Here is a 10,742-nt window from a genome sequence, read left to right as displayed (position 1 = left end):
CACCTGCGCCGTGCCCAACGGGTCAAAGTGATGCCACTCATTGTTTCGCTGCACCGGCGAGATGCCCTGCAAATACAGCGCACTCGCCCCCAACTGTCACCCTCCAGCGGGTTCTGCTGCTCCACCAACTTGCCCGCTCCGCACGCCACGCCACACGGATACCGCGTCCACACCCCGTTCACGTAGTCCTTGCGCCAACGGCGACCGCCGTCAAAACCATACCCATACTCATACGCCAGCTGCACGTTGCCCCCGCCGTAGTCCCGACGAATCCGAACCAGCCTGCCGTCCTCTCATACTCCAGCAGCCGCGTGTAACCCGGCCCCGGAAAACTCGCCAACGTGCCGTCCGCGTTCCAGACGTAGTTCTCGGTGGTGTTAGTCGCCGCGTCCACCACCTGGTTCAGCCTGCCCGCGCCGTCAACCGTGTATGTGCCACGATGCGTCAGATGGTGAAGGTTTTGAAAGTCTTCAGGAACTTCCAGACGCCACCTTCTGCAAAGATGCTCTACTGCAGTCAATCTATCAAGTTTGTGTTGGATTTGTCAAGGCATTTTTGCGGGGGTCGGCGGGAAATTTTTGAAAAAATCTTCTGGCGGAGGTGGTGTTTTGCCCTCACCCCCTGTCCCTCTCCCGACGCTGCGGGAGAGGGGCGTCTTGTTCCCTCTTCCCGCGTAGGGAAGGGGGCTGAGGGGTTAGGTGAACCGATGGTGCCCTTGCACTCTACCTGCGTGGTGTGTTATCCTAAGCACGCATCACATGGCACAAAAATGTGAAGGACGACCATGCGACGAGTACTGGTAACGGGTGGCGCGGGCTTTATCGGCAGTCATTTCTGCCGCTATCTCCTCACGAAACATCCGGACTATCGGGTGACGGTGCTGGATGCGCTCACCTATGCGGGCAACCTGTCCAACATCGCCGACCTGATGAGCAGTCCGAACTTCGCGTTCTATCACGGCGATGTGCGCGACGCAGTGGTTGTGCGCAATCTGGTGCGCAATCACGAGTGGATAGTCAACTTTGCCGCGGAGACTCACGTCGACCGCTCCATCCTGAACCCAGGCAGCTTCCTGCAGACGGATGTGTATGGCGTATATGTGCTGCTGGAGGCATGCCGCGAGTTCGGGGGCAAGCGGTTCCTGCAGGTATCGACGGACGAGGTGTACGGCGAGGTGCTGGAGGGTTTCGCCAGTGAGGATGCACCCATGCGCCCCCGCAGTCCATATTCCGCCAGCAAGGCGGCGGCAGACCTGCTCGCTCAGGCATATTACCACACGTACGGAATAGACGTGGTGGTCACGCGGGGTTCTAACACCTACGGACCCAACCAGTATCCGGAGAAGATGATGCCGCTGTTCATCACCAACGCGCTGGAAGACCGTCCCCTGCCGCTGTATGGCGACGGCTCTCAAGTGCGCGACTGGATTTATGTCGAGGACCACTGCGCGGGAATCGATGTGGTGCTGCATCACGGCAGGGCGGGTGAGGCGTATAATATCGGCGCGGGCAACCTGTTGAAAAACCGCTTGGTTGCCGAAAAGATAGTAGAGATACTGGGCAAGCCACAGTCGCTCATCCAGCAGGTCGCGGACCGTCCGGGGCACGACCGGCGTTATGCGGTGGATACGGCGAAGCTGCGTGCGCTGGGGTGGTCGCCACGCTGGGACTTTGACAAGGGCTTGCGTCATACGATTGATTGGTACCGCACGCACCGCGACTGGTGGCAGGAAATCAAGCAGAAAAAGGAGTATCAGCAGTTTGCCACGCAGTGGTACGCGCAGCGTGGGGGAGAAAGTCCCGCGCAGGAATGAGGGAGGTTTTCGGTCATGCAACAGCTTCGGCAACGGATACAGTCTCGTACGGCTAAGGTGGGCGTCATTGGTCTGGGCTACGTCGGGCTGCCGATGGCGGTCGGTGCCGCTGTGGCAGGTTATCCTGTTATCGGTTTCGATATCGATAAACGCAAGATCGACGCCATTGCCGCGGGCGAACGTTACATCGAGGATGTAGAACCCGACGAGTGGAAGCTGGCAATCGAGAGCGGCAAGTTCATCGCCACGATGGACTTTGTGCGCCTGCGCGAGTGCGATGTGGTGCTTATCTGTGTGCCCACGCCCATCAACCGCGCCAAAGAGCCGGACATGAGCGCGGTGGAAGCCGCCACCGATTCCATCGCCCGCGCCCTGCGCGCCGAGCAGCTCATCATTGTGGAAAGCACTACTTACCCGGGCACCACCGTCGAGCTGGTCAAGCCGCGTTTGGAAGCCACCGGGTTGCGGGCAGGCATCGACTTCGCGCTGGTGTTCTCACCGGAACGCATCGACCCCGGCAACAAACGCTTCAAGCTGCGCCAGGTGCCCAAGGTGGTGGGCGGGCTGACCGAGCAGTGCACGCAGCTGGCAGTCGAGTTCTACAGCGCGTTTATCGACCAGCTGGTTCCCGTCTCGTCTCCCACCGCAGCGGAGATGACCAAAATCTACGAGAACGTCTTCCGCAGCGTGAACATCGCGCTGGTAAACGAGCTCGCTCTGCTGTGCAACCGCATGGGGCTGAACGTGTGGGAGGTGATCGACGCGGCGTCCACCAAGCCCTACGGCTTCATGACCTTCTATCCCGGACCCGGTTTGGGAGGGCACTGCATCCCGGTAGACCCCTACTATCTGGCGTGGAAGGCGCGCCATTACGATTTTCACGTCAAGTTCGTGGAGCTGTCGGCGACCATCAACGACAGCATGCCCTACTACGTCTGCTCGCGGGTGAACGACGCGCTCAACTCGGTGCGCAAGAGCGTCAACGGCTCGGACATCCTGATCCTGGGCGTGACCTACAAGCGGGATGTGGCAGACCTGCGCGAATCGCCTGCGCTGAAGATTATCGAGATTCTGCACCAGCGCGGCGCGAAGGTGAGCTACCACGACCCCTACATCCCCGCCTTGCACGTGCACGACCACGTCGACCTGCATCTGCAGAGCGACACGCTCAGCCCGGAGCGATTGCGGCAGGCAGATTGTGTGGTAGTAGTAGCCGATCACAGCAGTTACGATTGGGCGATGATTGCTGAAAACGCTCCGCTCATTGTGGACACGCGCAACGCGCTGAAGGCGTTCCCCGCACCGCATATCTGGAGGCTGTAGGATCTACGTTTGCCGACAGGGGCGAGAGATTCTGCTCTCGCCCCATGCCCGTTCCTATCTGGCGCTGTGCTTCGCATTTTTGCCACTGCGCGCAGAGCTTCATGTTGGGCGAAAGGTTACTGGCGGCTGATGGCATGCCCTCCACCTCCACAGCGTCTGTGCACTGCCCTGCTGATGGCGCAACACCCCGAAGACGTTATACAGGTTATCGCTTACCGCTCCCGACGCTGCGGGAGAGGGGTCACAAAACGTCGTGTAGCCGCAGGCTTCAAACTGCGTGATGCAGTTGGGCGGGCAGCTTCCGCAGAGCGAGATGTCAGGTTACAACGCTCCCCACAAGAAGCTGATGACGAACAGCACGGCGATGCCGTACATCCACGGGGATACCTCACGCTCTCTGCCGCGCAGGAGCATGACCACGACGTAGGAGATGAATCCCACGCCGATTCCGAAGGAAATGCTCTGCGTCAGTGGGATGAGCAGCATGGTCAGGAAGGCGGGGATGCCGTATTCCGGCGTCTCGAAATCCATCCCCCGAACCACAGCCATCATTAGATAGCCCACGATGATGAGTGCGGGAGCCGTAGCCACGCCGGGTACTGCGCCCACCAGCGGGGCAAACAGCAGGCTCAACAGGAACAGCACGCCCACCACCACGGAGGTCAGCCCCGTTCGTCCTCCTTCGCTGATTCCCGCGGCGCTTTCGATATAGGTGGTTACCGAGCTTGCACCGCATAACCCACCCCAGACCGCTGCCAGCGAGTCGGTCAGCAGCACGCGGTTCAGGCGGGGCAGGTTGCCGCGCTCGTCCAGAAAGCCTGCCTGCCCGCCGATGCCGATGACCGTGCCCATGGTGTCGAAGAAGTCGGTGATGAGAAAAGCGAAGATGACGCCGACCAGCGCGGGCTGCAACGCGCCGCGGATATTCGCCTGTCCGAAGGTGGAGAAGTCCGGCATCGCCAGCCATCGCTCGGGCATGGTGGTCAAACGCCGCACGTCGGGGAACAGGGCGTCAGCAACCCACGCGACCGCCGTCGTAGCCAGAATACCCAGCAAAATCGCCCCGCGCACCCGAAACGCCAGCAACAGCATCATCAACACCACGCCGAGAACGGAGACCAGCGTGCCTTTGTCGGTGAACACACCATGCGTAAGGGCGACGCCTTCGGGACCTTTCTGCACCAGTCCCGCGTGTTGCAATCCCAGAAAGGCGATAAAGATGCCGATGCCCACGCCGATGGCGCGTTTGAGGTTCATGGGGATTGCCTGCATCACCTGCTCGCGCACGCGCGTCAGCACCAGCACGGTCACGATAGCCCCTTCCACCACGATGACGCCCATCATCGTTTGCCAGTCCATGCCCGGTTGCATGGCGTGCATGGCGAGTGCCGCGTTCAGCCCCATGCCGCTGGCGAGCGCAAAGGGATAGTTTGCCCACAAGCCCATCAACAGGGTGGGCACTGCTGCCGCGATACAGGTCGCCGCCGCCACCGCTTCCACCGGCATCCCCGCGCTTTTCAGCACCTGCGGGTTCACAAAGATGATGTAAGCCATCGTCATGAACGTGGCCAGCCCGGCGATGACCTCGCGCTCGATGCTGGTGCCGCGTTCCTGCAGGGCAAACAAACGGTCCAGCACGCTATGGGAAACGGATGAGGGTGAAGACATCGTAGCCATGCAGCATCTTCCGTCCCTTCAGGAACTCCAGCTCGATGAGGAAATCAAAGCCCGCCACAATGCCGCCCAGTCGTTCCACCAGTCTGGCTGCTGCCGCTGCAGTGCCTCCTGTTGCCAGCAGGTCGTCCACAATCACCACGCGCTGCCCCGGTTGCACCGCGTCTACGTGCATTTCCATGGCGTTGGTGCCGTACTCCAGCGCATACTCTTCCACAATCTTTTTGTAAGGCAGCTTCCCCAGCTTGCGCACCGGCACGAACCCCACGCCCAGCTCCAGCGCAATCGGTATGCCGAACACGAACCCGCGCGACTCGATGCCCACAATCACGTCGGGCTGGCGGTTGCGGGCGTATTCCGTCATCTTCTCCACCACTTCGCGCAGTGCCTGCGGGTTCTGCAATACCGGTGTGATGTCGCGGAACAGCACCCCCGGCTGCGGAAAGTCGGGGATGTTGCGGATGAGTTTCTCTGCCAGCAGTTCTGCCATCGTTTAACCCTCCCCCGTGCCTGGAACCATCTCAGCCAGCGAAACCGTATAGGGCGGTCGCGCGATGCCCACCTCGGTGACAATCGCAGTGACCAGCTCCGCCGGTGTGACATCAAATGCGGGGTTGATCACGCGTACTCCTTCGGGCGCGACGCGGTAACCCGCGATGTGTGTGACCTCTTCCGGCGACCGCTCCTCAATCGGGATGCCCGAACCGTCCGCCACCGACAGGTCTATCGTCGAAGTGGGCGCAGCGACGTAGAACGGAATGCCGTGATGCCTTGCCAGCACCGCCACGCTGTAGGTGCCCACCTTGTTTGCCACATCGCCGTTGGCGGCGATTCGGTCTGCCCCAACCACCACCACGTCGATTTCGCCCCTGCGCATCAGCATCCCTGCCATGTTGTCGGTAATCACCGTGACAGGGATGTCCTCCTGCACCAGCTCCCATGCGGTGAGTTGCATCCCCTGCAGGCGTGGGCGCGTCTCGTCGGCGTACACCTGCACCTTCTTGCCTGCCTCTACCGCTGCCCGAATCACGCCCAATGCCGTGCCGTAGCCCACTGTTGCCAGCGCGCCCGCGTTGCAATGCGTCAGGATGCGCGCGCCGTCGGGGATGAGCGTTTGCCCGTGTTGTCCGAGAGCCCGGTTGGCGCGGATGTCCTCTTCCAGAATGCGCTCGCTCTCCTCGCGCAGACGACGACGCGCCTCCTCCGGCGACCGGCAGGTGTGCAGAACCCGCTTCATGCGTTCAATCGCCCAGAACAGGTTCACCGCCGTGGGACGGGTCGCAGCGAAAACATCGGACGAAGCCAGCCACTGCTGGCGGAAAGCGGGCATCTCCTGTTCCGGGATGGACTCCGCCGCCAGCACCAGCCCGCAAGCTGCCGCCGCTCCGATGGCTGGCGCACCCCGCACCACCATCTGCCGGATTGCCTCTGCCACGGCTCGCCAGTCCGTGTAGCGCACCTCCACATAGCGGTGCGGCAGTTGAGTCTGGTCTATCAGCACCAGCACGTCGTTTTCCCAGCGCACAGGGCGAATCTCCATGTTACACCTCGATGCGGGCGTGGTCCAGCACGTGCGGGCAGGGGCAGTCGCGCTCCGCAGGAATGCGTTTAATCATTTCCAGCACCACGTTTTTGATGCGCTCTGAGTTGCGCTGGAACACCTCCAGCACCTCTTTGGTGGTGACGGGCGGAACCTGCCCGCCCATCACCAGCCCGCTGTCGTAGTCCGTGATGAGTGAGATGCCCACCACGCACATCGCCAGCTCGCGTGCCAGATACGCCTCGGGGTACTGGGTCATACTGATGACCTCCCACCCCATGGAGGTATACCACTGGCTCTCCGCTTTGGTGGAAAAGCGCGGTCCCTGGATGACCACCACCGTGCCGCGCTCGTGGCAGGTAATGCCCTGTTCCCGAATGACGTCGATGGCTATCTGGCGCAGGGTGGGGCAGTAGGGGTCGGCGGGCGAGACGTGCGTGACAATGGGCCCTTCGTAGAAGGTATCCGCCCGTCCGTGCGTGCGGTCGACATACTGGTCCACCACCACGAAGTCGCCGGGGTGGATGTGTGCCTGCAGGCTTCCCGCCGCAAAGGGGCTGATGATGCGCGTGACCCCCAGCTCTTTCATCGCCCACAGGTTGGCGCGGAAGTTAATCTTGTGCGGGGGAATGCTATGGTGTCGCCCATGCCGGGGCAGAAAGGCGACCCGCTTGCCATCCACCTCTGCCAGCGCGATGTGGTCACTGGGTGCCCCGTAAGGGGTCTCTATCTTTATCTCTTGAACGTTTTCCAGAAAGCGGTAGAATCCTGAACCGCCAAACACACCGATATCCGCCTGTGGTTTGGTCATTGTTTTGCCCTCAATCCGTCGTGATACCGCAGCTCATTATAGCGAGAGGTTATCGGTTTTGCAACCGATGAAGTGACCTCACCCTTGCAAACTCCACACCCGCAATAGTATAATAACGTGAGGCTTAAAAGCACCCTTCCTGCTCCACCCGGTAGAGGTGGAGTCAAATCAGTCCAGAGGGAGGAAACAAGACAGTGCCGTTTTACGAAGCCATGTACCTCGTCCACCCCAGCGTGGACGACGAGCGAGCGGCGGAGATTATCGCTCGCTACAATCAGGTAGTGGAGAACGCAGGAGGCGTTATCGAACACTCCGGTAAGTGGGACCGCCGTCGTCTGGCGTATCCCATCAACAAGGTGCAGGAAGCCACCTACGTGCTGATGTATTTCCGCGCCGACCCGCAGGTTCCCGCGGAGCTGGACAGGCTGTTCCGAATCAGTGATGAGGTGATTCGCCATCTCATCATCCGTCACGATAAACCGCACCTGGTGCTGACCGTTCCCCCAGCCGAGGAGGTACCTGAAGAGGCTCCGCAAGAAGCAGCGGAAGCGGGCGACCAGGAGGAGGTGGCGCAGGAAGCCGCCGCCGAGGCAGTGGAGTCCCCGCAGACGGAGCCTGCGCCCGAGCAAAAGGGCGATGAGGAAATCGCTGCAGAGGACGAGGAAACAGCCAGTACCGAGCAAGAACAGGCTTAAACACCACTTCGCGCTCAGGAAGGGGAATGTACCATGTACAACCGCGTTATCCTTATCGGGCGACTCGTCCGGGACCCGGAGTACCGTTCCACACCGGAGGGCGTCACTCTGGCGCGGATGCGTCTGGCAGTAGACCGACCTCGGAACCGCGAGACAGGTGAGCGAGAGACCGATTTCATTGACCTGGTGGCGTGGCGACAGCAGGCAGAGTTCGCCATCAACTACCTGAAAAAAGGGCGTCTGATTCTGGCGGAAGGACGCTTGCAGGTGCGTGACTGGGTATCGCCTCAAGGTGAGCGGCGACGCTCCTACGAGATTGTGGTTGACCGCCTTGCCGGGCTGGAGCGCGCTCGTGAAGCCGAAGCTGTTATCGATGAGACCCCGCCACCCCCTGTCAGTGCGGTGACCGCAACGCCCAGAGCCTCTACACCGCCCGTGCAGACGGTACCGGAAGATGTGAGCGACCCCTTCCTGGGTGACGAAGAGTTCCCGGAAGAGGAAGAGTTTGACGACTACGACCCGTTTGCGGACACCGAAGAGGAATAAATGGAGGAAATGATGACCAGTAAACCGCGCTATCGGAGACGCCGCAAGGTATGCGGCTTCTGCGTAGAGAAAATCGCCTACATTGACTATAAAAACGTGCCGCGCCTGCGCCGTTACGTCACCGACAGAGGCAAGATTATCGCGCGGCGCACCAGCGGTAACTGCGCCAAACACCAGCGCCAGCTGGCGAAGGCCATCAAGCGAGCGCGACACCTGGCTCTGCTGCCCTTTGTGGCAGAGTAAACGCCTTTGGGGCGACGCAGAAAGCGTAACTCCTGCGCTGGCTCCTGAGGGTCGAAGGAACAAGGCTCCGTCCGGTCCTTCCTGCTCCTGTGGACGCAGGCTGCGATCGCGACGGAGCATAACCACTAGAAGATAACGGCTTGACAGGCGATGAGGGCACGGCGGAACGTGTCCCTCTATACTTTTACGGAGGAGGAAATCAGGTAATGTCTGACCGAATGGCGGTAGACACCAGCGTGCTGGACGATGCGGCGCGTCGTGCCGCGCTGGACGCGCAGAACATGATCCCCCTGACTCACGAGTTCCCCGAACAGTGCCGAAAGGCTCTGGATATCGCGATGCAGTTCAATCCCCCCACGCCGCGCCTGCCCATCCAGAACGTGGTGGTAACGGGCTTGGGTGGCTCGGCGGTAGGGGGTGACCTGTTGCGCGTGCTGGTGGAAGATAACGGCGAGGTTCCTCTGGTGGTGAACAGGGACTATCAGATGCCCGCCTTCGTGAACGACCGCACCTTTGTGATTGCCGCCAGCTATTCCGGCAACACCGAGGAAACGCTGAGCGCGTTTGAGGACGCGCAGGACAGGGGCGCGCTGCTGGCGTGCGTCACCAGCGGAGGCGAACTGGCTCAGCGTGCCGCCCATTACGGCACACCGGTGGCGTTCATCCCCAAGGGACAGCCTCCGCGCAGCGCGATGGGCTACCTGTTTATCCCCATGCTGATGGCAGCGCACAAGGTGGGCGTTATCCGCCGTGACCCCACCGGCGACCTGCAGAACGCCATCGCGCTGCTGGAAAAGGCGCGCGAACAGTGGAACGCTGATGTGCCCTTCGAGAAAAATCCCGCCAAGCAGCTCGCTGCCAAACTGTACGGGAAACTTCCCATCGTCTACGGCTCCCAGGCATACTCCACCGTCGTTGCCTTCCGCTGGAAAACGCAGCTGAACGAGAACACCAAGATTCACGCCTACTCCAACGGCTATCCCGAAATGAACCATAACGAAATCCTGGGATGGGTGCTGGCGAAGCAACAGGTTCCCAATCTGGCGGTGGTGCTGTTGCGCGACCAGATGGAACGACCCAAAATCGTGGCACGAGTGGAGACCACCAGGCGACTGTTCGCCCGCGCGGCAGACGTACACGAGGTCTTCGCCGAGGGGCAGAGCCTGCTGGCGCGCATGTTGCACGCCATCTATCTGGGCGACTGGGTCAGTTGCTACCTGGCGCTGCTGTACGGCGTGAACCCCACCGACATCAGCTACATTAACCTGTTGAAAGCGGTGCTGGAAAAGATCGACGAAGACGACCCCACCTATACCGAAGTGCTGCAGAAGGAACTTCAGGCGATAGGTTAGACATTCACCAGTAAAGGGCAGACACCAAGTCTGCCCTTTGTCTTTCTCCTTTCCAGCACTTCCTCTGCCAGAGTGTTCCCACTTTCAGATATTCTCCGCAAAGCACTTGATATTACTATTATCAAGTGGTATAATAAAAACGCAATCAATACTCTGAACAATACAGGAGGTTCGCAACCATGCGACTGGATAGATTGACCATCCGCGCTCAGGAGGCGGTGCAGAATGCACAGAGCATCGCCGAGCGCATGAATCATCAGAATATCGATGCCGAGCATCTACTGCTGGCACTTATCGACCAGAGCGAGAGCACCGTACCGACGGTGCTGCAGAAGCTGGGTGTGCAGCTGCCCATGCTGCGCCGCTACGTGGAGGCGGAGCTGAGCAAACTGCCGCAGGTACACGGCGCGTCGGTGGCTTCGTACATCACCCCGCGCTTCAAGCAGGTGATGGATAAAGCCTTCGAGGAGGCGGAGCGGCTCAAGGACGAGTACGTCAGCACCGAGCACCTGCTGATGGCGCTGGTAGAGGACACGCAGGGACCCGCCGGTCGCCTGCTCAAGCAGATGGGCGTGACGCCCGATAACCTGTACCACGCGCTGATGGAGATTCGCGGCGGGCATCGCGTCACCGACCAGAACCCGGAGGAGAAGTATCAGGCGCTGGAGCGCTACGGGCGCGACCTGACCGACCTCGCCCGCAAGGGCAAACTCGACCCCGTCATCGGGCGCGATGAGGAGATCCG

General features: G+C 60.8%; 12 protein-coding genes. 7 read left to right on the top strand and 5 right to left on the bottom strand.

What is annotated here, in order from left to right; translation table 11 throughout:
• Positions 1–178: 178 nt before the first annotated feature.
• Positions 179–394 (bottom strand): hypothetical protein, encoded by a 216-nt coding sequence (locus K6U75_16905; protein ID MCL6476713.1) that lies wholly within the window; start codon positions 392–394, stop codon positions 179–181.
• A 390-nt stretch (positions 395–784) separates the two neighbouring features.
• Between K6U75_16905 and rfbB the strand changes: the two genes are divergently transcribed.
• Both rfbB and K6U75_16895 read left to right on the top strand, forming a co-directional pair.
• Positions 785–1,813: a dTDP-glucose 4,6-dehydratase gene (rfbB, locus tag K6U75_16900; GenBank protein ID MCL6476712.1), complete on the top strand. Its 1,029-nt coding sequence runs from the start codon at positions 785–787 to the stop codon at positions 1,811–1,813.
• A gap of 15 nt (positions 1,814–1,828) precedes the next feature.
• Entirely contained in the window at positions 1,829–3,136 is a 1,308-nt protein-coding gene (locus K6U75_16895) for a nucleotide sugar dehydrogenase (protein ID MCL6476711.1), read from the top strand.
• Positions 3,137–3,457: 321 nt separating this feature from the next.
• On the opposite strand, the gene K6U75_16890 is transcribed toward K6U75_16895, so the two are convergent.
• The 4 genes from K6U75_16890 to K6U75_16875 are packed head-to-tail and all read right to left on the bottom strand — an operon-like array spanning position 3,458 to position 7,161.
• Entirely contained in the window at positions 3,458–4,804 is a 1,347-nt protein-coding gene (locus tag K6U75_16890) for an NCS2 family permease (protein ID MCL6476710.1), read from the bottom strand.
• Positions 4,776–5,300 carry an adenine phosphoribosyltransferase gene (locus K6U75_16885; protein ID MCL6476709.1) on the bottom strand — a complete coding sequence of 175 codons (525 nt, stop codon included), beginning with the start codon at positions 5,298–5,300 and terminating at the stop codon, positions 4,776–4,778. Before K6U75_16885 ends, K6U75_16890 begins: the two co-directional genes overlap by 29 nt.
• A gap of 3 nt (positions 5,301–5,303) precedes the next feature.
• The gene (mtnA, locus tag K6U75_16880; GenBank protein MCL6476708.1) at positions 5,304–6,350 is read right to left on the bottom strand and encodes an S-methyl-5-thioribose-1-phosphate isomerase; all 1,047 of its coding nucleotides are present in this window, start codon (positions 6,348–6,350) and stop codon (positions 5,304–5,306) included.
• Position 6,351: 1 nt separating this feature from the next.
• A complete protein-coding gene (locus tag K6U75_16875) occupies positions 6,352–7,161 on the bottom strand; it encodes an S-methyl-5'-thioadenosine phosphorylase (protein MCL6476707.1) in 810 nt (269 codons plus the stop codon).
• Between the two features lie 194 nt (positions 7,162–7,355).
• Here K6U75_16875 and rpsF point away from each other — a divergent pair, with 194 nt between their 5' ends.
• From rpsF to K6U75_16850, 5 genes are all read left to right on the top strand, one after another.
• The gene (rpsF, locus tag K6U75_16870; GenBank protein MCL6476706.1) at positions 7,356–7,856 is read left to right on the top strand and encodes a 30S ribosomal protein S6; all 501 of its coding nucleotides are present in this window, start codon (positions 7,356–7,358) and stop codon (positions 7,854–7,856) included.
• 33 nt (positions 7,857–7,889) lie between these two features.
• Positions 7,890–8,402 carry a single-stranded DNA-binding protein gene (locus K6U75_16865; GenBank protein ID MCL6476705.1) on the top strand — a complete coding sequence of 171 codons (513 nt, stop codon included), beginning with the start codon at positions 7,890–7,892 and terminating at the stop codon, positions 8,400–8,402.
• A gap of 12 nt (positions 8,403–8,414) precedes the next feature.
• Complete coding sequence (gene rpsR / locus K6U75_16860) at positions 8,415–8,645, top strand: 30S ribosomal protein S18 (protein MCL6476704.1); 231 nt, start codon at positions 8,415–8,417, stop codon at positions 8,643–8,645.
• A gap of 206 nt (positions 8,646–8,851) precedes the next feature.
• On the top strand, positions 8,852–9,997 hold the full coding sequence (locus K6U75_16855; GenBank protein ID MCL6476703.1) for a bifunctional phosphoglucose/phosphomannose isomerase: 1,146 nt from the start codon (positions 8,852–8,854) through the stop codon (positions 9,995–9,997).
• A gap of 179 nt (positions 9,998–10,176) precedes the next feature.
• A partial coding sequence (locus K6U75_16850; protein ID MCL6476702.1) for a type VI secretion system ATPase TssH occupies positions 10,177–10,742 on the top strand: 566 nt, incomplete at its 3' end.

It is taken from the genome of Bacillota bacterium, assembly GCA_023511455.1.
In the GTDB taxonomy this organism is placed as follows: domain Bacteria; phylum Armatimonadota; class HRBIN16; order HRBIN16; family HRBIN16; genus HRBIN16.
Note: the sequence above shows the minus strand (reverse complement) of the source record. Positions and strands in the feature narration are given on the sequence as shown.

What these genes read in the sequence shown, in the direction of transcription:
- K6U75_16855 (MCL6476703.1), top strand. Translation starts at nt 8,852, where the DNA reads ATGTCTGACCGAATGGCGGTAGACACCAGCGTGCTGGACGATGCGGCG.
- K6U75_16890 (MCL6476710.1), bottom strand. Translation starts at nt 4,804, where the DNA reads ATGTCTTCACCCTCATCCGTTTCCCATAGCGTGCTGGACCGTTTGTTT.
- K6U75_16865 (MCL6476705.1), top strand. Translation starts at nt 7,890, where the DNA reads ATGTACAACCGCGTTATCCTTATCGGGCGACTCGTCCGGGACCCGGAG.
- rfbB (MCL6476712.1), top strand. Translation starts at nt 785, where the DNA reads ATGCGACGAGTACTGGTAACGGGTGGCGCGGGCTTTATCGGCAGTCAT.
- mtnA (MCL6476708.1), bottom strand. Translation starts at nt 6,350, where the DNA reads ATGGAGATTCGCCCTGTGCGCTGGGAAAACGACGTGCTGGTGCTGATA.
- K6U75_16895 (MCL6476711.1), top strand. Translation starts at nt 1,829, where the DNA reads ATGCAACAGCTTCGGCAACGGATACAGTCTCGTACGGCTAAGGTGGGC.
- rpsR (MCL6476704.1), top strand. Translation starts at nt 8,415, where the DNA reads ATGACCAGTAAACCGCGCTATCGGAGACGCCGCAAGGTATGCGGCTTC.
- K6U75_16885 (MCL6476709.1), bottom strand. Translation starts at nt 5,300, where the DNA reads ATGGCAGAACTGCTGGCAGAGAAACTCATCCGCAACATCCCCGACTTT.
- K6U75_16875 (MCL6476707.1), bottom strand. Translation starts at nt 7,161, where the DNA reads ATGACCAAACCACAGGCGGATATCGGTGTGTTTGGCGGTTCAGGATTC.